The organism is Mesorhizobium sp. WSM4848, assembly GCF_055811375.1.
The window spans coordinates 1-18,083 of the sequence record NZ_JBVVPX010000030.1 but is presented as its reverse complement, the minus strand read 5'-3'; the positions used below and the strand labels follow the sequence as shown (position 1 = coordinate 18,083).

Genomic DNA, 18,083 nt, shown 5'->3' with positions numbered 1-18,083 from the left:
TGTTTGGCCTGTCGTCAGTATGGATTTTTCGGCGTGCGGTCCTCCGACAAGGTTGCGCGGGAGCGCTCGACCAGCGCCTGGATCGCGTCGGCGAGATGCACTTCGGCGATTGCGTAGTCGCCGCGCGCGACGCGAAGCTTGTGCGCCTGCATCAGCACGTCGGCATGGGCAAATCCCGCCGGCGGCTCGAAACGGTAGGAAGCGAGTTCAATCAGCAGACCGAGCGGATCCTCGAAATAGATCGAATCCATGAAACCGCGATCCTTGACGCCGCTGTGCTTGATGGCGCGCTCGTCGAGCCGGGCGACCGCCTGCAGGAAGGTGACCCGCGACACCGCAAACGCGATGTGATGGACGCAGCCCGGATCGGTCGGCGTGCGCCGCTTGACCGGCGTGCGGCTCTCGTCGGTGAAGATGGTGATCAGCCGGCCGTCGCCCGGATCGAAATAGAGGTGGCTTTCGCTTGCCTTGTCGAGATTGGGCTGCTCGAAGATGAAAGGCATGCCAAGCACGCCCTCCCAGAAATCGATCGAGGTCTGGCGCCCGGCGCCGACCAGCGTGATGTGATGGACGCCTTGCGATTGCAATTTCTGCATTGGCCTTCCTCCCTGCGATCTCCCCGCCTCCAGGACGAGCGTCGATCTATTCGCTGCCGTTGCCCATGACGTTCGTTCGACTGCGGCACTAGCGGCCGCGCACGTCAGTGCGATTGGCATCTCTGGCAAATGCGCATAACCGTCTGTCGCGGCTTCTCGATCCGCATCCGTTCCCCGGCGTCTGCGCGCCGACTTGAGCCTTTGGCTCATAGCTTCATGACGCGATGCTAATTCAATCAGCTGCGCTGCGCTAGAAGCAACGAATCCAGCCGTGGTGGGAGAAAGCCACCTTGCTCCGGAGGTGGCGATGGAACGTCGAGGGGGGGCGTTGGGGCTGTAGGGCGCCGGCCGGCGGATTGGGGTCCGCCGTTGGAAACTACCGATCATTGCGATTCAAGCAACTTCCGTGATCGCGGAAGATCTAGGCGCTCCCGTTTGTTTCGCTCTCTTCATCGATTTCGCGCACTGGCAGATAGGCGTTGGTTTCCAGCCATTCGCGCAGCACGATCTGAATGAGGTCCGACCGGCCAATTTTCATTTCAGCCGCGATGGAGTTGAGAGCGTCCTCGGTTGCGGGCTCCAGCGGCACGCCGTCAGTTCGCACGGGGCGGGCGGTTTGCTCCAGTCCGGAATTCCGATTCGGAGGCGGCCATTGCACAGCTGCCCTGCGACATGCGAGTTTGTCAACCAAATGGCTCATCATGGGAGTCTCGTCATGTCCATTCGCCGGATTGCGTTGACCTCGGCAGCGGTCACGCTTGCCTTCACAACCCTCGCCCAGGCCAGGCCGGACACCCGCGCCATGACCTGCCAACAGACGCAGGCGCTAATCCAGAGCCATGGCTCGGTGGTGCTGACCACCGGCCCGAACACCTATGCCCTCTTCGTCCGCCAGTACAGCAATGCGTGCGACTGGTCGTTAATCCCAGCGGTAGGGTTTGTGCCGACGCGCGATGGCCAGTGCTTGGTTCATCGATGCAGAGAGCCGCTCTACACTCCTCCCGGCTGACGGTGACGAGCATAGCTATTCTGCTGCTCCCTTCGGCAGGAAGCCCTTGGCTCCAAATCTTCGACTATCAGTTTCTCGACGTATCCAGCGACCGTTCGCCTGTCTGCTTTTGGGTCCTTGGAACGGAGTCGCATCATTGGCGTTACCGGCCAACCAAACGCTGCCAACGATATGGGGGAACGGGCGTGATCGAGTTGACCGAGACGGAAAAGCGCTTTCTCAAGCGCGTTGACACCATCACTCACGTTCCCTGGTCGAACAAAGTCACAGCCGCAGATGCCAAAGGAAAGCCCATGCGTATCGCAAGGGCAACGTTTGTCCGATTAAGAGACGACGGAATCATCATCCGATCTACTAGCGATCTGACCTCGAACACCTACGTCATTAATCCTGCACCCGTGACGCCACAAGTCGAGGAAGTGCAGGAAGCGTCCTGATCGGGCGGGCACGGGCGGCGCGTCAATCCTTCTTCAGCCTCACGCCGGCGCCACCGCCATTTTCCGGGATGAACTCGACGCCGGCGGTTTCGAGGGCAGCGCGCATCTTGTCCACGCTGCTGACGCGGGCATCCTGACCAGCTTCAAAGCGATTGACAGTATTCCCTCCAACGCCCGCCGCTTTGGCAAGGTCGAGGGTGCTCCAATTGAGGGCTGCGCGCCCCATACGGCATTGAACTGGCTTCATGTGGTGTTTTTATCACCAAAAGGCATTGACAGCAACTTGGTTATGGCTTTACCGTTAATGGTGTGAATATCACCATTAGGAGGATAAGCCATGCCGAACATCACCGTTCGGGCAGCCGCCGAAGGCATGCCCGATGTCAACCGCCGCCGCGTTCTGCTCGGCCTCGCGGCTGCTTCCACCGCCGCTGCCGGTTCAACGATCGTCCCAGTGGTGGCGGAAAACTTTTCCGTTGCCTCCTTTGCCAAGAATGCATCGGGCCAGTTAGACGCCACTGCGATCCCATCTACGGGCAAAGAAAGTCTCGACGCATTGCTGCTGCAGCTGCCGCCGGAAGACGCGCACCGATTGAGGATAGAATTTATTGCGATCATCTCCACTGTCAGAGAGATGTGCGCCCGAGGCGAAGATCGCCAATCGATCAGGGATTTTGTCAGAACCCGGTGTCAGCAAAACGAGATGGACTGGAAGAGGGCACGGGGAATATGAGCACCGCACCGATCGAGATTGAACGGAAACCAACCTGATGCCCCGCCTTCGCGAATGCCCATTCGACAACAGCCGCGATCTCCAGGTCGAGCATTTCAACGGCGACGACTATCACGTCAAGTGCAAGCGCTGCGGCGCACAGGGCCCGACTGCCGACACATGGGCAGAAGCCGAACGGCGTTGGAATGCCCGCGGCAGCAGCGACAAGAACTAACCCGCACACACCAGCAAGCCCGCTGCCTCACGGTGGCGGGCTTTCATCATCTTGGCCTTTTCAGGACAAGAGAGGGATCGGACCCAAGGCGGTTGCCGACAAATCTAAGCTGCCGATCCGATCGGCCGAACGCCAATCGCGTGGCCTGGCTCACAACCTTCGTGTTGATATCAACGACGAGTGCGTTCATGGGAATCGCCTTGAACCGCTTGAACGTTTCATTGTTCTTGACGGCTGCGAAAAGCAGGCTTGGTCCGATGGGGAGCGCAATATGCGCAAATTGATGGTTTAGCCCCGTACGGACGACCGGACGATCAGACGTCAGAAATTCAAACTTCGCGTCGTCGGTCTTCGCGATGGCCCACTGCATCTGATTGATGACTGTGCCAATTCGCTCGTTGTCGACAATCGGCAAATAGGTCTCGAAGAGATATCGCTCCACTAGATGAATTGGCATTTTCGCAATGTATTCGCTGAACGTTGGAGGATCTCCATCCTCTCTGACTTTCGAGTACTCTTCCTCGCTTTCAACGTCCGTATCGGTGAACGTGTGTCCCCACTGAGCGCGTAGCGCCTGGATGTCCGGCGGAGTTCGCAGGAGTAGGGAGATGATAAATCTTGACCAAGCTGATCGGAGTTCCTGGGGCCATTCGCCATCGACTCCTTTAATCACCAAGCGTTCGAGCGCATCGGCGGCAAGCGAGTCAGTAAACTTGAAAAACCTCTCCTCGATTTGCTGCGCCAGTGACGGCTCAAAGCCTTGCATGGAGTAGAGGTTTTCCTCGTAACCTGTGCCGGCTGGACGGGTCATCCGTGGCTTTACGCGGTGATCATAGGGACGGCTGAATTCACATAGACGCCCATCCGTCCCGGCCCATCGTTTGAGGTAGAAGACCGGGATGTAATGGTGCTTTTTAGGCTTGTTGTCGTGCACCCATGCACCTCTCCCATGTCGCGTCCCTGTCGCGTGGACCTGGCCGCCGAGTGTGACAGGGAACCCTTGGAAAGCAACAAGGCGGTTCCGGCTCACGCCGAATCTGTTCACGGAAATTCGCGGGCGTTTATTCGATGCATATTCAACGCATCGACCCGAAATTCAGCTAAGTACTTGAAATCCTTGGTACGCCCAAGGGGAATCGAACCCCTGTTCCCGCCGTGAGAGGGCGGTGTCCTGACCGCTAGACGATGGGCGCGTTCAAGAACCGGCGATATAGGCTGACGGCCGGGAAAAAGCAACTGGGCTTCTGGCAGTCAATGATCCCGGCAAAATATCCGTTGCAGGCCTATCGTTTTGGCTCAATCAAGTCCCACAGATTTCCGTGGAGATCGGCGAAAACCGCCACAGTGCCATAGGGCTCAACGCGAGGTGCCTCACGGAATTCGACGCCCTTTTTGAGCATCGCCGCATGGTCGCGGACAAAATCGTCGGTTTCGAGGAACAGAAAGACGCGGCCGCCGGTCTGGTTGCCGATACGGCTTGCTTGCATTTCGTCCGACGCTTCGGCCAGCAGCAGCCGCGCGCCTTTTCCGTTGGCCGGCGCCACCGTGACCCAGCGTTTGCCGCTACCCAGATCGACGTCCTCGGTCAGCAAAAAGCCCAGCCTGTCGACATACCAGGCGATCGCCTCATCGTAATTGGCGACGACAAGCACGACGGTCGCGACGCGGCGATTTTCGGCGAAACCAGTCATTTGTTGCGGATCGAAAAGCGACCGATGATACGGCGCTCGGTGAAGTCGTAGACAAAAATGGCGCGGCTGCCGTCGGCAAGCTCCGCATCGATGGCGACGCGGTTGCCGGAGAGCGACTGGCTGATGACCTTGGCGCCGACCGGCAGCACGATGTCGCCGGTCAGCGGCTCGCCTGATGGCACCTGGATGTCGCCGGCAAGGGATGGGGCTGCCGGTGGCGCGGTGCGCGTTTTGTAGACAAGGGCTGCAATCACCACCATAAGGGCGAGGAACAGCAGGCCGAGATTGATGGCGACGAAGCGGACGAGCTTCTTGCGCACCTTTTCGACTTCGGGGTCGAGCGGCTTTTCCTCGTCTTCATCGACAGCAGCCATGGCAAAACATTCCGGAACGATTTTCGATGAGCGCTCATAACCAAGAGACCCCGATATTGATAGAGGATGGATTGAGCACGGGCGGAAACACTGGATCGCCAGACGGGGGATCAATAATACTGGAAGCAGGTCCCGATGCGGCCGGCCAGCGGCTCGACCAATGGCTGGCAGGCAAGCTCGGTCCGGACATGTCGCGCAGCCGGGTGCAGATGCTGATCAGACAGGGCGCCGTCAAGGTCGGCGGCCAGGCGGTCAACGAGACCAAACGCAAGATGGCGGCCGGTGAACGCGTATCGGTCGACATGCCGGAGCCGGAGCCGGCGGAGCCGCAAGGCGAGAACATCCCGCTCGACGTCCTCTTTGAAGACAATGAATTGATCGTCGTCGACAAGCCGCCGAGGCTCGTCGTCCATCCCGGCGCCGGCAACTGGACCGGCACGCTGGTCAACGCGCTGATCCACCATTGCGGCGACAGTCTTTCCGGCATCGGCGGTGTGCGGCGGCCGGGCATCGTCCACCGCCTGGACAAGGAGACCAGCGGCGTCATGGTCGTGGCCAAGACCGACCGCGCCCACAAATCATTGTCGGAGGCGTTTGCCGACCATGGCCTGACCGGCGATCTCAAACGCGCCTATCTGGCGCTGGTCTGGGGCATACCGACGAGACCGACAGGCACGGTCGACGAGCCGCTCGGTCGCGCCGCCGACCGCGTGCGCCGTGCCGTGGTGCCGGAGGGCCGCGACGATGCCCGCCACGCCGTCACCCATTTCACGGTGGTCGAGCGCTTTGGCGAGCAGCAAAAGCAGTTTGCCATGGCGAGCCTGGTCGAATGCCGGCTCGAGACCGGCCGCACCCATCAGATCCGCGTCCACATGGCTCATATCGGCCATCCGGTCGTCGGCGATCCCGATTACGGCCAGGCGTTTCGCACCAAGGCGAACCGGCTGCCCGAGCCGCTGAAAGGCCAGGTGAAGGCCTTTCCGCGGCAGGCATTGCATGCCCGCCTCCTTGAATTTCGGCATCCGACTACCCATTTACCGATGAGGTTCGAGGCGCCGCTACCGAGCGACATGGAGGAACTTGTGGACGGCTTCCGCAGACTCTGAACCGCTTCATCCATTCCAAAACCAGATCGGCAAAACCTGACCCACTTTGTTCACTTTGGCGTGACACACTGTTTCGTGTTGAACCAAATGCTGTCCTTTCTGGTTTTGTTCCTATATACATCCGCTGTCGCGAACGAGCCTTTTGGCGTTCGCGATATATGCCCGCCGCCTTTAGGGGGCACCACTCCAAGAGAGAGGGGCGCTATCATGGCCCAGTCACTACCCAGTATCGTTTCCGGCGAAGGCGGCCTCAGCCGCTACCTGGAAGAAATCCGTCGCTTTCCGATGCTTCAGCCGCAGGAAGAGTACATGCTCGCCAAGCGTTACGCTGAGCACGAGGACACCACGGCTGCGCACAAGCTCGTCACCAGCCACCTTCGGCTCGTCGCCAAGATCGCGATGGGCTATCGCGGCTACGGCCTGCCGATCGGCGAGGTGATCTCGGAAGGCAATGTCGGCCTGATGCAGGCCGTCAAGAAATTCGAACCGGAGCGCGGCTTCCGGCTCGCCACCTACGCCATGTGGTGGATCAAGGCCTCGATCCAGGAATACATCCTGCGCTCGTGGAGCCTGGTCAAGATGGGCACCACCGCCAACCAGAAGCGCCTGTTCTTCAACCTGCGCAAGGTGAAGGGCAAGATCCAGGCGCTCGACGACGGCGACTTGAAGCCCGAGCAGATCGCCGAGATCGCCACCCGCCTCAACGTGTCGGAAGCGGAAGTGGTGTCGATGAACCGCCGCCTGTCGGGCGACGCCTCGCTCAACGCGCCGATCCGGGCGAGCGAGGGCGAGTCCGGTGAGTGGCAGGACTGGCTGGTCGACGACCACGAAAGCCAGGAAGAGGCGCTGATCGAGCAGGACGAACTGGAAAACCGGCGCGGCATGCTGTCCGGCGCTCTTGCCGTGCTCAACGAGCGCGAGCGGCGCATCTTCGAGGCGCGCCGCCTGGCCGAGGAGCCGCTGACGCTGGAAGAACTGTCGGCCGAGTTCGACATCAGCCGCGAGCGCGTGCGCCAGATCGAGGTGCGCGCCTTCGAGAAGGTGCAGGACGCGGTCAAGGCCGCGGCCAAGCGCCAGATGCAGGCGCTGCGCACTATCGAGGCGCAGCCGGCGGCGTAAAACCTCCGGCGGAAACAAATAGCGGCGGCGTCAGGTAACTGGCGCCGCCGTTTTTTATGGTCCACCGGCTGCCGGGGGAACTGTCCCTTTGGTGTCGTATTCTAGCAAGTTGCCGGTTCCGCCGCACCTTCGCGAACGCCCGATCCGTCGCAAAACCGCTCAATCATCGGTGTGATCAGCCTTGCCGGCTCATAACCGCATTATAGCAATTTTCCCCAAGCCCTGGAAACCGCAACGCTACAAATTGGGGCGGCAATGTTCCGGCGCCGACACGGGCTTCCGTCGAAATTTCACAAGGTGGCGTTTGCGGCAAGCGGGCGCGACAATGGGCGCCGGGGCTGCGCTGGGCAGTTGAGCTCGCCTAATTGGAAACCAAAGGCAGTATGACGATGACGATTTCTCCGTTTCTCACCGCTCTCGGATCCGAAGGTCCTCCAGCCGACCGAGCGAAAGACATGGACCTGTATGGATGGCTAATTGGAAGCTGGGAAATGGACACGGTCCACTACCGCGATGACAGCAAAATCCAGAAATGGGATGGAGAATGCCATTTTGGCTGGGTGCTCGAAGGCCGCGCGATTCAGGACGTCTGGATCAGGCCCAAGCGCCCTGCGCCATCCACGATGTATGGCACGACTTTGCGCATCTTCGATCCTGGGATCGATGGCTGGCACATCATATGGAACGACCCGCTCAACCGAGATCACTCGCGCCAGATCGGTCGGGCCGAGGGTAAGGATATTGTCCAACTCGGCACTGACTCGCGCGGTCTGAAAACTCGATGGCGTTTCACTGAGATCACTGCCAACAGCTTCCATTGGATCGGAGAGGAAAGACCGTCGGAGAGCGGCCCTTGGCAAATCACGTATGAACATTTAGTCCGCCGAACAAAACCCTGAAGCTAGACTAGCTGGCGTCTGCGCTGCCCCTCATCCGGCTGCCGCCACCTTCTCCCCGTATAGTGTAGTGACGGGGAGAAGAGGCAGATCGCACCGCCGCCATTCTTTTTTGCAACGTCGAAAATTAGCGAAATCGTCAGTGAAAGCGTCTTTCTCCCCGTCACTATACGTCACTATACGGGGAGAAATGTCCGGTCCACCCTCCGCAGCTGCAGCGCAGCTGCTGCGGAGGACGGGCAGGACAATGAGGGGCGGCGCTGACTTCCGGAATGCGAGGTTCCGTCTGCCAACGACCCCTCAAAGGCAATCGAGCGGAAATTTCAAATAGCGGCGGCCGTTGGATTCCGGCTCAGGCAAGCGCCCGCCATTCATGTTGACCTGCAGCGCGTGCAGGATCAGCCTCGGCATCGGCAGCGTCCTGTCGCGCGCCTCGCGCAAGGCTACGAAATCGGCCTCTGTCCTGCAGGCGGCAATATGGGTGTTCCTGGATTTTTGTTCCGCGACCGTGCTCTCCCACAAGGGCTCGCGCCCCTCCGCCTGGTAGTCATGACCGACGAACAGACGTGTCTCGTCCGGCAGCGCGAGGATATTTTGGATCGAGCGCCAGAGTTGCGTGGCACTGCCGCCGGGAAAGTCCGCTCTCGCCGTGCCGCTGTCCGGCATGAACAGCGTATCGTGGATGAAAGCGGCGTCGCCGATCACATAGGTGATCGAGGCCAGCGTGTGGCCCGGCGAAAAAAGCACCTTTGCCGGAATGCCGCCGACCGAAAACGTCTCGCCGTCGGCAAACAGTCTGTTCCACTGGGATCCGTCGGCAGGAAACCCCGGCCAGTTGTAGATTGCCTTCCACAGTTTCTGGACGTCGACGACCTTCTCGCCGATCGCCGTGGGCGCTCCGGTCTTCGTGCTGAGATAGTGTGCCGCGGAGAAATGGTCGGCGTGCGGGTGGGTGTCGAGGATCCATTCGACAACCAGCCGTTGATCTCCAATGAAGTCGAGCAGGGCGTCGGCGTTTTTCGTGGCAGTGGCGCCGGACTTCTCGTCGAAATCCAAGACCGGATCGATGATTGCGCATCGTCGGGTCTGCGGGTCGGCAACGACATACTGGATGGACCCGCTCGGCTTGTCGTAAAAGCCTGCCACCTGCAGCTTGGCCGATGATGCGTCCAATCCCGGCTCCTCAACTCCCACCCGGCAGGAATGGTTTTCCCTGCCGGGGTAAAAGAAGAGCATGGTCATTCGCCAGCGCCCCGCCGTCAAGCACCGCATGCTTCGCGGAGGCAAAAAAGCCGAAAGTCCTTCCGTGCCGCAGTGGTCGCTCAGGCGGAGGGCTGCTTGGTCTTCCGGAGATACGGCAGGATCGTCTCGAAGGCGCCGAAACGCTTGATCGCGTCCTCATTGGAAACAGCGGCGGTGATGATGACGTCCTCGCCCTGCTTCCAGTTCGCCGGTGTCGCCACCTGGTGCTTGGCGGTCAGCTGTATGGAATCGATCGCACGCAGGATCTCATCGAAGTTACGGCCGGTCGTCATCGGATAGGTGAGAACCAGCTTGATCTTCTTGTCGGGGCCGATGACATAAACTGAACGCACCGTCGCGTTGTCGGCGGGCGTGCGCCCTTCCGAGGTTTCGCCGGCGCCCGCCGGCAGCATCTCGTAGAGCTTGGCGACCTTGAGGTCCTTGTCGCCGATCAGCGGGTAGTTAACCGATTGGCCGGTCGCCTTCTTGATATCATCCTGCCATTTGCCATGGCTTTCGACCGGATCGACGGAAATGCCGATGATCTTGACGTTGCGCTTCTTGAACTCGCCTTCCAGCCCGGCCATCGTGCCGAGCTCGGTCGTGCAGACCGGCGTGAAATTCTTCGGGTGGCTGAAAAGCACCGCCCAGCCGTCACCGATCCATTCGTGGAAGTTGATCGTCCCTTGCGTGGTCTCGGCCGTGAAATCCGGCGCGGTGTCATTGATACGAAGGCTCATGATGCGTCCCTACCCTGTGATTGCAGCCGGCATTGACCATCCACCGGCCCTGCTTCTGCCTTCTTACCACCACGGCGTCATCCTTCAAACGCCTGTTGCACCGGCACCGAGGCCAGCGGCGAAAACTTTTTCGCCTTTTGTCGTGAAAAACAGCATTCCCGCCCATTGATGCTGGCACAATAGGGCGTTGGGGCGCGACAGCAGTGGCAATCTAGGCCTTGTTCACCGCCAGCGTCGTCGCCAGATCTTCCATGCGCTGGGCGAGCGCGCCGAGCGCTTGGGTCAGCACGGAATCGTTCTTGTCGGCCTTGGTCAGCGCGTCGTCACGCGTCTTGCGCAGCGTCAGCACTTCGCTTTCCATGCCCTTGACGCGTTTTTGCAGTTCCGAAAGCTCGTCCATGACCATGATGCCGGCCATTACGGTCAGCCGCTGGTCGCCGATTTCGCCGAATGAGTCTTTCAGATGCGAGACATAGCGGTCGAAGCGCTCGGCAAGGTCGATCAGATGCTCTTCCTGGCCCTCGTCGCAAGCCATGCGATACTGCTTGCCATCGATGGAAACCGTGACTTGTGCCATTGGGCCAGCCCCTATCTATCCAACACGGCGCGGATGGTTTCCATGGCGGTCACCAGCCGACGCGACACTTCCTTGTTGGCGTCTTCCAGCCGTTCGGCGCGCGCTTCGGAATTGTCGAGTTCCTGCGCCAGCCGCGAGCGGTCGGCGTTCATGCGCTGCACCTCCGCCTCGGCTTCCGTATAGTCGCGCTCGTGCTCGAGCTTGGCCGCGACGGCGTCTTCCAGCCCCTCGATGGCCTTACCCAGCCTGGCGATGACTTCCTTGAGTGTCGTTTCCCCGGTCATGGCTTTCGTCCTGCGCCCTGCCCATCACCGAATCATCCACGTTCAGAACGCGTTATGTCTGAAACATTACGCGCCGTGTGAAGCCAACGTCAATAAAGCTCTCGCGAGTGTCCCCTACTAACGCTAATTTAGGCACCCAAAGCCCTTCCGGCGCCATCGCAAGACCGGCAAAAGCGTCGGTTTACTGACCAACAAGACCGGCAAATGCGCGCCGGTTTGTTGACTAAAAAGCCGCGCCTGCTATGTGTCGCGCACCCCTTTCCAGGGCTCTCCCAAGGCCCCGAACCCCGACACTGGAGGAAGCATGACCTCGCGTGAACAACATGACCGGATGGCCAATGCGATCCGTTTTCTTTCCATGGACGCCGTCGAGAAGGCCCAGTCCGGCCACCCCGGCCTGCCCATGGGCTGCGCCGACATCGCCACGGTGCTGTTCACGCGTTTCCTGAAATACGATGCGAAGAACCCGCATTGGCCCGATCGCGACCGCTTCATCTTGTCGGCCGGCCACGGTTCGATGCTGCTCTATTCGCTGCTCTATCTGACTGGCTATGAGGATATCACCCTCGACCAGATCAAGCATTTCCGCCAGGTCGGGTCGAAGACGGCGGGCCATCCCGAATATGGCCATGCCGCCGGCATCGAGACGACGACCGGCCCGCTCGGCCAGGGCCTTGCCAATTCGGTCGGTTTCGCGCTCGGCGAGCGCATCATGAATGCCGCCTTCGGCAACGACCTCGTCGACCACTACACCTATGTTCTGGCCGGTGACGGCTGTCTGATGGAGGGCGTTTCCCAGGAAGCCATCGCGCTTGCCGGACATCTCAAGCTGAACAAGCTGATCGTCTTTTGGGACAACAACAACATCTCGATCGACGGCCCGGTGTCACTGGCCGACAACACCGATCAGGTCGCCCGCTTCCAGGCGTCCGGCTGGAACGCCAGCCACATCGACGGCCAGGATCCGGAAGCGATCGCCTATGCCATCGAGGCGGCGCGCCATTCCGACAAACCGACGATGATCGCGTGCAAGACGACGATCGGCTTCGGCGCGCCGAGCAAGGCCGGCACCAACAAGGCGCACGGTTCGCCGCTCGGCGCCGAGGAAATCGCCGGCGCCAGAAAATTCTTCGGTTGGGATTATCCGCCTTTCGAACTTCCGGCCGACATCCTCGATGCCTGGCGCGACGCCGGCAAGACCGGCATCAAGGCACGCACCGACTGGGAAGGCCGCCTTGCCAGGGCTGACGCCCAATTGCGCAGCGAATTCGAGCGCCGCATCAGTGGCGCGCTGCCGGCGAATTTCGACGCCGTCATCACCGACTACAAGAAGAAGCTCAGCACGGACAAACCGAAGGTCGCCACCCGCAAATCGTCGGAAATGGCGCTCGAAATCATCAACGGCGCCGTGCCGGAAACCATCGGCGGCTCGGCCGACCTGACCGGCTCCAACAACACCAAGACCAGCCAGACCAAGAACATCACATCGGACGACTACGGTCAGCGCTACGTTCACTACGGCATCCGCGAGCACGGCATGGCCGCCGCGCTCAACGGACTGACGCTGCATGGCGGCCTCATCGCCTATGGCGGCACCTTCATGTGCTTTTCCGACTATGCCCGTCCGTCGATGCGGCTTGCCTCGCTGATGGGCATCCGCTCGATCTTCGTCATGACCCACGATTCCATCGGTCTCGGCGAAGACGGCCCGACCCATCAGCCGGTCGAGCATCTGGCCGCACTGCGCGCCATTCCGAACCACAATGTCTTCCGCCCGGCCGACGCGGTCGAGACCGCCGAATGCTGGCAGGTGGCCATCGAACAGGAAAAGACGCCTTCGACGCTGGCGCTGACCCGGCAGAACCTGGCAGCGGTGCGCAACGACTTCCTTGCGGAAAACCTTTGTCGCCAGGGCGCCTATGAGCTGGCCGCTGCCAGTGGCGATGCGGCGGTGACGATCTTCGCTTCGGGCTCCGAGGTCGAGATTGCGCTGGCGGCGCGCGAGGCGCTGGAGAAGCACGGCCATCCGACCCGCGTCGTCTCTGTGCCCTGCTTCGAATTGTTCGACAAGCAAAGTGCTGATTACCGCAACAAGACGATCGGCAACGCGCCGATCAAGATCGCCATCGAAGCCGGCATCCGCCAGGGCTGGGATCATTTCATCGGCATCGACGGCATCTTCATCGGCATGACCGGCTTCGGCGCCTCTGGCACGATCGAACAGCTCTATCCGCATTTCGGCATTACCGCCGAAGCGACGGTGAAGGCGGCGGAAGCCCGCCTGCACGGCGAGTAAATGTGCTGGTCTCCGGCGAAGCCGCACATGGCGGTTTCGCCGGCAGCCGCGACCTAGTGGACTTAAATCCAACCCATCGACGGCTGGATTCTTTGCCAGCCCGCCGTTATGAAGCTGCGGACTTGATCTTCGGCCTCCAACTCCCAGGGAGAGAAAAATGACCGTCAGAGTTGCCATCAACGGATTCGGCCGCATCGGCCGCAACATCCTGCGCGCCATCCACGAATCCGGCCGCAAGGACATCGATGTCGTCGCCGTCAACGACCTCGGCCCGGTCGAGACCAATGCGCATCTGCTGCGATACGACAGCGTGCATGGCCGCTTCCCGCATGAAGTGACGGTCGACGGTGACCAGATCACCGTCGGCAGCGAAAAATTCAAGGTCACCGCGATCAAGGACCCGACGCAGCTGCCGTGGAAGGATCTCGGCATCGACATCGCGCTCGAATGCACCGGCATCTTCACCGCCCGCGACAAGGCCGCCGCGCATCTGACCGCCGGCGCCAAGCGCGTCCTCGTCTCGGCGCCTGCGGAGGGCGCCGATCTCACCGTCGTCTATGGCATCAACCATGACAAGCTGACCAAGGACCACATCGTCATCTCGAACGCCTCCTGCACCACCAACTGCCTGGCGCCGCTGGCAGCCGTGCTGCATGAGGCCGTCGGCATCGAGAAGGGCATGATGACGACGATCCACTCCTACACCGGCGACCAGCCGACGTTGGACACCATGCACAAGGATCTCTACCGTGCCCGCGCCGCGGCGCTGTCGCAGATCCCGACCTCGACCGGCGCGGCCAAGGCGATCGGCCTGGTGCTGCCCGATCTGAAGGGCAGGCTCGACGGCATCTCCATTCGCGTGCCGACCCCGAACGTCTCGGTCGTCGATTTCAAGTTCATCGCCAAGCGTGCGACCACGGTGCAGGAAATCAACGAGGCGGTGATCGCCGCCTCCAGCGGCAAGCTGAAAGGCGTTCTCGCCGTCACCAATCATCCGAACGTGTCGATCGACTTCAACCACGATCCGCACTCCTCGATCATGGCGCTCGACCAGACCAAGGTCATGGACGGCAACTTCGTTTCGGTGCTGTCCTGGTACGACAATGAATGGGGTTTTTCCAACCGCATGGCCGACACCGCCGTCGCCTTCGGCAAGACCATCGCCTGATCGCAGAACCATCTTCTTGCGACTTGAAAGCGCCCGGCTCTGTCCGGGCGTTTTCATGAGAGCGCCCAGCGCCCTTTGGGATGCGCAAACGACGCTCTAAGGGTTTGTTTGGCAAAACCGCGCCTTGAGCGCCAAAACACTCAAAAACCAGCGGCATAGGGCAAAAAACACCCTCACGCCTTGCACCGGTCATGTCTTCGCCTCACTCTCCCGTAAAGCGAGAGGAACACGAATTCGCGGGGCAATTGGCGGATGGAGCATGCGATCTATCTCATGACGCTGGTCGGCGCCGCGCTCGTCGTCGCCGCCGCGTTTTCGAGCCTGATCGCCTTCCGCTTCGGCGCCCCTCTCTTGCTGCTGTTTCTCTGCATTGGCCTGGCCACGGGAACCGACGGCCTCGGCATCCCGTTCGACAATGCACGGCTGGCTTATTTTGCCGGCTCACTGGCGCTGGCGGTGATCCTGTTCGATTCCGGTTTTGGCACGCCGCTCAACGCCTTGCGCCAGGCGGCCGGACCGGCGCTGTCGCTGGCGACCATCGGCGTCCTTTTGACCACTGGCCTGTTCGGCGCCGTCGCCCACTATCTGCTCGATCTCAGCTGGCTGGAATCCTTCCTGCTCGGGGCCGCTGTCGCCTCGACCGACGCCGCAGCGGTGTTCTTCCTGTTGCGCGCAGGCGAGATCAATTTGCGCGAACGCGTGCGCTCCACGCTCGAGGTGGAATCCGGCACCAATGATCCGATCGCCATCTTCCTGACCATCAGCCTGGTCGAGATCATCGCCGCCAACGCCAATCCCGAGGCCAGGGTGCTGGTTACCGACCTGGTCCTCGGCTTCCTTTTCAACATGGGGCTTGGCGCCGTCGTTGGCATTTTCGGCGGCCTCGCCATCGTGCGGCTTGTCGACCGGCTCAATCTCGACCACGGGCTGCTGCCGATCTTCGTGCTGACGCTGTCGCTGATGGTGTTCGCCGCCGCTGGCGCCATTGGCGGCTCCGGCTTTCTGGCGGTCTATCTCGCCGGCCTCATCGCCGGCAATTCCGACATCCGCGCCGTCACCATCCTCAAGCGCTTCCAGGACGGCATGTCATGGCTGGCGCAGATCATCATGTTCCTGATCCTCGGCCTGTTCGCGACCCCTTCGCAATTTCCGGCGATCCTGCTGCCGGCGGTGCTGCTCGGCCTGTTCCTGATCTTCGTGGCGCGGCCGATCGCCGTCTGGCTTTGCCTGATGCCGTTTCGTCTGCCGCGCCCGGAAGTCGCCTTCGTCTCATGGGTCGGCCTGCGTGGCGCCGTGTCGATCCTGCTCGCCATCACGCCGCTGCTTGGCGGTCTTGAGAATGGCCGCCTTATCTTCAACACCGCCTTCATCGTGGTGCTGGTATCGCTGGTCATCCAGGGATGGACCGTCGGACCGCTGGCGCGCCGTCTCGGCCTGATCGTGCCGGCTCGCCTGGGTCCGTTGGACAAGGTCGAGCTCGAATTGCCTGGCTCCGCCCATCACGAGCTACTCGCCTACCGCGTAGCACCAGGCAGCCCGGTGGCGCGCGGCGAGCGCATCCCGCGCTGGGCGCGGCCGTCGCTGGTGCTGCGCGACGGGCGCTCGATGCGCTTCCAGGACATGGGTAGGCTCGCCGCCGGCGACCATGTCTACATCTTCGTGCCGGATCGCTATCCAGCCCTGCTCGACAAGCTGTTCGCCAGCCGCGCCGTGGTCGATCCCGAGGATGCCGACTTCTTCGGCGCCTTCGCCGTCGATCCGGCGCGCTCCGCCGCGGAACTGGAAGCCGCTTACGCGCCGGGCCTGAGCGAGGAGGAACGCAAGCTGACCGTCGGCGACCTGGTGACGGCGCGGCTCGGCGGCCATGCCGAATATGCCGACCGCGTGCTGATTGGTCCGATCGAGCTGATCGTCCGCGACGTCGACGACAAGGGCAGGATCACCGGTCTCGGTCTTTCCCTCGAGCCGACCGCGCCGGTGGCGCGGGTGCCGGTGTTCCTGAGTGCCGGCGAAATCGCCGACCGCATCGTTGCCTTTGTGCGCAATTGGCGCAAGCGGACAAAAAAGCAGGGTGCCGAGGCGCCGGACGACGCGGAGCCGGCTCCACAGCCAGTGATGGAAAAAGCAAACGGCGAGGGCTGACTGCTTGCGACCCGAGGCGTGGATCATATTTTCCGTGAACTCCCATGCAGGTCTTGCATCGTCGTTGATGCGGGGTAAGGTCCCCGCGATTTTTCGCGAAAGGGAACAGCATGGCCGGCTTTAAGACACTGGACGACATCGGCAATATCGACGGCAGGCGCGTGCTGGTGCGCGTCGACCTCAACGTTCCCGTCGCCGACGGCAAGGTCACCGACGCCACCCGCATCGAGCGCATCGCGCCGACCATCGCCGAGCTTTCCGGCAAGGGCGCCAAGGTCATCCTGCTTGCCCATTTCGGCCGGCCCAAGGATGGACCTTCGCCCGAATTCTCGCTTGAGCCGATCGCCAGGGCGGCCGCGGAAGTGCTTGGCCGCCCGGTCGGCTTCGCGGCGGATTGCATCGGCGACAAGGCGGCGAGCGCCGTCGCCGCCATGAACAACGGCGACGTGCTGCTGCTCGAAAACACCCGCTTCTACAAGGCCGAGGAGAAGAACGACCCGGCCTTCACCGAAAAGCTGGCCGCCAATGGCGACATCTTCGTCAACGACGCCTTTTCCGCCGCCCACCGCGCCCATTCGTCGACGGAAGGGCTTGCGCAGCTGCTGCCGGCCTTCGCCGGCCGTACCATGCAAGCCGAGCTCGACGCGCTGGAAAAGGGCCTCGGCAATCCCGTCCGCCCTGTCGTCGCCATCGTCGGCGGCGCCAAGGTCTCGAGCAAGATCGACCTGCTGATGAATCTGGTAAAGAAGGTCGACGCGCTGGTCATCGGCGGCGGCATGGCCAACACCTTCCTCGCCGCGCGCGGCACCGCCGTCGGGAAATCGCTGTGCGAGCACGATCTCGCCAACACCGCCAAGCAGATCATGATCGAGGCGGCCGAAGCCGGCTGCGCCGTCATCCTGCCGGTCGACGGTGTCGTCGCCAGGGAATTCAAGGCGGGCGCCGCCAGCGAAACCGTCGCCATAGCAGAGGTGCCGGCCGACGCCATGATCCTCGATGTCGGCGAAGACACCGTGAAGACCGTTGCCGACTGGATCGACCGCGCCGCCACGCTGGTCTGGAACGGTCCGCTCGGCGCCTTCGAGATCGAGCCGTTCGACCGGGCGACGGTGGCGGCGGCCAGGCACGCCGCGGCCCGCACCGAGGCCGGCAAATTGATCTCGGTGGCAGGTGGCGGCGACACGGTGGCCGCCCTCAACCATGCCGGCGTCGCCGACGACTTCACCTATGTCTCGACTGCCGGCGGCGCCTTCCTGGAATGGATGGAGGGCAAGCCGCTGCCCGGTGTCGATGTGCTGAAGCGCTGAGGCCCTCAGGCCCTGGGCGACAGACGAACGAGGGCGTTTGCGCGTTTCAATCGATTCGAGCTTTCCACTCGGAATGCAGGGCAACGAGTCCAGGTTAACGGAGTTGGAGAGCTGCCATCAGGTAGTCGGTATCCCAGGTTGCGAGTTTTCGC

At 61.7% G+C, this 18,083-nt stretch carries 20 protein-coding genes and 1 tRNA gene; 11 read left to right on the top strand and 10 right to left on the bottom strand.

What is annotated here, in order from left to right; genetic code table 11:
- Window positions 1–14: 14 nt before the first annotated feature.
- Window positions 15–596 carry a VOC family protein gene (locus tag AC0L16_RS23945; RefSeq protein ID WP_473623667.1) on the bottom strand — a complete coding sequence of 194 codons (582 nt, stop codon included), beginning with the start codon at window positions 594–596 and terminating at the stop codon, window positions 15–17.
- 421 nt (window positions 597–1,017) lie between these two features.
- Window positions 1,018–1,299, bottom strand: a complete 282-nt coding sequence (locus tag AC0L16_RS23940; RefSeq protein ID WP_473623666.1) for a hypothetical protein — start codon at window positions 1,297–1,299, stop codon at window positions 1,018–1,020.
- A gap of 12 nt (window positions 1,300–1,311) precedes the next feature.
- On the opposite strand from AC0L16_RS23940, the gene AC0L16_RS23935 reads away from it, so the two are divergent.
- From AC0L16_RS23935 to AC0L16_RS23920, 4 genes are all read left to right on the top strand, one after another.
- Window positions 1,312–1,605 carry a hypothetical protein gene (locus AC0L16_RS23935; protein ID WP_473623664.1) on the top strand — a complete coding sequence of 98 codons (294 nt, stop codon included), beginning with the start codon at window positions 1,312–1,314 and terminating at the stop codon, window positions 1,603–1,605.
- Window positions 1,606–1,790: 185 nt separating this feature from the next.
- Window positions 1,791–2,042, top strand: a complete 252-nt coding sequence (locus AC0L16_RS23930; RefSeq protein ID WP_128171165.1) for a hypothetical protein — start codon at window positions 1,791–1,793, stop codon at window positions 2,040–2,042.
- A gap of 337 nt (window positions 2,043–2,379) precedes the next feature.
- Entirely contained in the window at window positions 2,380–2,775 is a 396-nt protein-coding gene (locus tag AC0L16_RS23925) for a hypothetical protein (RefSeq protein WP_473623663.1), read from the top strand.
- Between the two features lie 37 nt (window positions 2,776–2,812).
- Window positions 2,813–2,989, top strand: coding sequence for a hypothetical protein (locus tag AC0L16_RS23920; RefSeq protein WP_473623662.1), 177 nt, complete (start codon window positions 2,813–2,815; stop codon window positions 2,987–2,989).
- Between the two features lie 46 nt (window positions 2,990–3,035).
- Here the strand turns inward: AC0L16_RS23920 and AC0L16_RS23915 are convergent, their stop codons facing one another.
- The 4 genes from AC0L16_RS23915 to AC0L16_RS23900 all read right to left on the bottom strand — a co-directional run bounded on the left by AC0L16_RS23915 (window position 3,036) and on the right by AC0L16_RS23900 (window position 5,054).
- The gene (locus AC0L16_RS23915) at window positions 3,036–3,923 is read right to left on the bottom strand and encodes a DUF4238 domain-containing protein (RefSeq protein WP_473623660.1); all 888 of its coding nucleotides are present in this window, start codon (window positions 3,921–3,923) and stop codon (window positions 3,036–3,038) included.
- 184 nt (window positions 3,924–4,107) lie between these two features.
- Window positions 4,108–4,182: transfer RNA gene (locus tag AC0L16_RS23910), tRNA-Glu, on the bottom strand.
- 90 nt (window positions 4,183–4,272) lie between these two features.
- On the bottom strand, window positions 4,273–4,680 hold the full coding sequence (locus AC0L16_RS23905) for a VOC family protein (RefSeq protein ID WP_473623658.1): 408 nt from the start codon (window positions 4,678–4,680) through the stop codon (window positions 4,273–4,275).
- Window positions 4,677–5,054 carry a fimbrial protein gene (locus AC0L16_RS23900; RefSeq protein WP_473623657.1) on the bottom strand — a complete coding sequence of 126 codons (378 nt, stop codon included), beginning with the start codon at window positions 5,052–5,054 and terminating at the stop codon, window positions 4,677–4,679. The genes AC0L16_RS23905 and AC0L16_RS23900 overlap by 4 nt, the downstream gene beginning before the upstream one ends.
- Window positions 5,055–5,080: 26 nt before the next feature.
- Here AC0L16_RS23900 and AC0L16_RS23895 point away from each other — a divergent pair, with 26 nt between their 5' ends.
- The 3 genes from AC0L16_RS23895 (at window position 5,081) to AC0L16_RS23885 (ending at window position 8,178) form a co-directional block, all read left to right on the top strand.
- Window positions 5,081–6,160, top strand: a complete 1,080-nt coding sequence (locus AC0L16_RS23895) for an RluA family pseudouridine synthase (RefSeq protein WP_473623655.1) — start codon at window positions 5,081–5,083, stop codon at window positions 6,158–6,160.
- A 207-nt stretch (window positions 6,161–6,367) separates the two neighbouring features.
- On the top strand, window positions 6,368–7,279 hold the full coding sequence (gene rpoH / locus AC0L16_RS23890; RefSeq protein WP_023797074.1) for an RNA polymerase sigma factor RpoH: 912 nt from the start codon (window positions 6,368–6,370) through the stop codon (window positions 7,277–7,279).
- Window positions 7,280–7,662: 383 nt separating this feature from the next.
- Complete coding sequence (locus AC0L16_RS23885) at window positions 7,663–8,178, top strand: hypothetical protein (protein WP_473623654.1); 516 nt, start codon at window positions 7,663–7,665, stop codon at window positions 8,176–8,178.
- Window positions 8,179–8,475: 297 nt separating this feature from the next.
- On the opposite strand, the gene AC0L16_RS23880 is transcribed toward AC0L16_RS23885, so the two are convergent.
- The 4 genes from AC0L16_RS23880 to AC0L16_RS23865 form a co-directional block, all read right to left on the bottom strand.
- A complete protein-coding gene (locus AC0L16_RS23880) occupies window positions 8,476–9,417 on the bottom strand; it encodes an MBL fold metallo-hydrolase (protein WP_473623652.1) in 942 nt (313 codons plus the stop codon).
- Window positions 9,418–9,497: 80 nt separating this feature from the next.
- Entirely contained in the window at window positions 9,498–10,157 is a 660-nt protein-coding gene (locus AC0L16_RS23875; protein ID WP_473623651.1) for a peroxiredoxin, read from the bottom strand.
- Window positions 10,158–10,368: 211 nt separating this feature from the next.
- The gene (locus AC0L16_RS23870) at window positions 10,369–10,734 is read right to left on the bottom strand and encodes a cell division protein ZapA (protein WP_023797070.1); all 366 of its coding nucleotides are present in this window, start codon (window positions 10,732–10,734) and stop codon (window positions 10,369–10,371) included.
- An 11-nt stretch (window positions 10,735–10,745) separates the two neighbouring features.
- Window positions 10,746–11,018 carry a DUF4164 domain-containing protein gene (locus AC0L16_RS23865; RefSeq protein WP_128170608.1) on the bottom strand — a complete coding sequence of 91 codons (273 nt, stop codon included), beginning with the start codon at window positions 11,016–11,018 and terminating at the stop codon, window positions 10,746–10,748.
- 304 nt (window positions 11,019–11,322) lie between these two features.
- On the opposite strand from AC0L16_RS23865, the gene tkt reads away from it, so the two are divergent.
- From tkt to AC0L16_RS23845, 4 genes are all read left to right on the top strand, one after another.
- Entirely contained in the window at window positions 11,323–13,314 is a 1,992-nt protein-coding gene (gene tkt / locus AC0L16_RS23860) for a transketolase (protein ID WP_473623650.1), read from the top strand.
- 157 nt (window positions 13,315–13,471) lie between these two features.
- A complete protein-coding gene (gap, locus tag AC0L16_RS23855) occupies window positions 13,472–14,482 on the top strand; it encodes a type I glyceraldehyde-3-phosphate dehydrogenase (protein ID WP_473623648.1) in 1,011 nt (336 codons plus the stop codon).
- Window positions 14,483–14,734: 252 nt separating this feature from the next.
- Complete coding sequence (locus AC0L16_RS23850; RefSeq protein WP_473623646.1) at window positions 14,735–16,624, top strand: potassium/proton antiporter; 1,890 nt, start codon at window positions 14,735–14,737, stop codon at window positions 16,622–16,624.
- Between the two features lie 110 nt (window positions 16,625–16,734).
- A complete protein-coding gene (locus AC0L16_RS23845) occupies window positions 16,735–17,931 on the top strand; it encodes a phosphoglycerate kinase (protein ID WP_473623644.1) in 1,197 nt (398 codons plus the stop codon).
- Window positions 17,932–18,083: the final 152 nt, after the last annotated feature.

Coding starts and splice junctions, on each gene's coding strand:
- AC0L16_RS23875 (WP_473623651.1), bottom strand. CDS start 10,157: ATGAGCCTTCGTATCAATGACACCGCGCCGGATTTCACGGCCGAGACC.
- AC0L16_RS23870 (WP_023797070.1), bottom strand. CDS start 10,734: ATGGCACAAGTCACGGTTTCCATCGATGGCAAGCAGTATCGCATGGCT.
- AC0L16_RS23880 (WP_473623652.1), bottom strand. CDS start 9,417: ATGACCATGCTCTTCTTTTACCCCGGCAGGGAAAACCATTCCTGCCGG.
- rpoH (WP_023797074.1), top strand. CDS start 6,368: ATGGCCCAGTCACTACCCAGTATCGTTTCCGGCGAAGGCGGCCTCAGC.
- AC0L16_RS23925 (WP_473623663.1), top strand. CDS start 2,380: ATGCCGAACATCACCGTTCGGGCAGCCGCCGAAGGCATGCCCGATGTC.
- AC0L16_RS23940 (WP_473623666.1), bottom strand. CDS start 1,299: ATGATGAGCCATTTGGTTGACAAACTCGCATGTCGCAGGGCAGCTGTG.
- AC0L16_RS23935 (WP_473623664.1), top strand. CDS start 1,312: ATGTCCATTCGCCGGATTGCGTTGACCTCGGCAGCGGTCACGCTTGCC.
- tkt (WP_473623650.1), top strand. CDS start 11,323: ATGACCTCGCGTGAACAACATGACCGGATGGCCAATGCGATCCGTTTT.
- gap (WP_473623648.1), top strand. CDS start 13,472: ATGACCGTCAGAGTTGCCATCAACGGATTCGGCCGCATCGGCCGCAAC.
- AC0L16_RS23845 (WP_473623644.1), top strand. CDS start 16,735: ATGGCCGGCTTTAAGACACTGGACGACATCGGCAATATCGACGGCAGG.
- AC0L16_RS23945 (WP_473623667.1), bottom strand. CDS start 596: ATGCAGAAATTGCAATCGCAAGGCGTCCATCACATCACGCTGGTCGGC.
- AC0L16_RS23895 (WP_473623655.1), top strand. CDS start 5,081: ATGAGCGCTCATAACCAAGAGACCCCGATATTGATAGAGGATGGATTG.
- AC0L16_RS23850 (WP_473623646.1), top strand. CDS start 14,735: ATGGAGCATGCGATCTATCTCATGACGCTGGTCGGCGCCGCGCTCGTC.
- AC0L16_RS23905 (WP_473623658.1), bottom strand. CDS start 4,680: ATGACTGGTTTCGCCGAAAATCGCCGCGTCGCGACCGTCGTGCTTGTC.
- AC0L16_RS23885 (WP_473623654.1), top strand. CDS start 7,663: ATGACGATGACGATTTCTCCGTTTCTCACCGCTCTCGGATCCGAAGGT.
- AC0L16_RS23920 (WP_473623662.1), top strand. CDS start 2,813: ATGCCCCGCCTTCGCGAATGCCCATTCGACAACAGCCGCGATCTCCAG.
- AC0L16_RS23865 (WP_128170608.1), bottom strand. CDS start 11,018: ATGACCGGGGAAACGACACTCAAGGAAGTCATCGCCAGGCTGGGTAAG.
- AC0L16_RS23900 (WP_473623657.1), bottom strand. CDS start 5,054: ATGGCTGCTGTCGATGAAGACGAGGAAAAGCCGCTCGACCCCGAAGTC.